The organism is Stenotrophomonas ginsengisoli, assembly GCF_001431485.1.
Taxonomy (GTDB): domain Bacteria; phylum Pseudomonadota; class Gammaproteobacteria; order Xanthomonadales; family Xanthomonadaceae; genus Stenotrophomonas; species Stenotrophomonas ginsengisoli.
In genome coordinates this window covers 1-813 of record NZ_LDJM01000083.1, presented here as the reverse complement: position 1 = coordinate 813, position 813 = coordinate 1, and the positions used below count along the sequence as shown (strand labels likewise).

The window sequence follows — 813 nt, the reverse complement described above, 5'->3', positions numbered from 1 at the left end:
CATGGTGCTGGTGGCGGGCCCGGGCCTAGGCCAGTCGATGGGCCAGGGCGCTGGGCAGGATCACGTTGTGGACAACGGGGCCGGCGTAGATACGGGCCGCGTGTGCGTCAGAGCGGATCCCGGCCGCGACGGCGAGGTCCCAGATCCAGTCGGCCTTGCCGCTGCCCGCCGGTGCGATGAAATCAGTCAGGCAGGGGTGGGGACGCTGCACCGGCTTGTCGGCCTGCTGGCGCAGGAAGTGCAGGACGCTGCTGCTGCCGTCGGCGTGCTGCAGGCGTACGTCATCGCCCTCGGCCTGGGCCGGCCAGAAGCCGAACACGGCGCGGGCGGTCAGCCACTTCTCATCAACGATGCGGGCCAGCATCGCCCGTGCATCGGCATACAGGCTGCGTGCCTGTTCGCCGACGATGGCGTCATCCAGGATCGCCGGGAAGCGCCCGGCCAGTTCCCAGCTCTGGAAGAACGGGGTCCAGTCGATGACCTCGAGCAGATCGGCCAGCGGCCAGTCGTTGACCACATGCAGGCCGGGCTGCCGGGGTGCCGGCGGGGTATAGCCGGCCCAGTCGGGCTTGAAGGCGCGTTCGCGCGCATGGGCCAGGCTGACCAGACGCTTGGCATCACCGCGGTTGGCATGACGGGTGCGGATGGCCGCGTAATCGGCGGCGATGGTATCCATCAACGGGCCGCGCAGGGTGGGCGAGACCAGGCTCTGGGCCGCGCCGACCGCGCGCGAGGCGTCCTTGGTCCACACCACCGGGTGTTGGTAGGCCGGGGCGATCTTCAGCGCGGTGTGCGCGCGCGGTCGGCGCGGCC

At 70.8% G+C, this 813-nt stretch carries 1 pseudogene; it reads right to left on the bottom strand.

Annotated features, from left to right (window positions below):
- Window positions 1-28: 28 nt before the first annotated feature.
- A pseudogene (locus tag ABB30_RS15415) lies at window positions 29-813 on the bottom strand (vitamin B12 dependent-methionine synthase activation domain-containing protein); the annotation flags it as partial.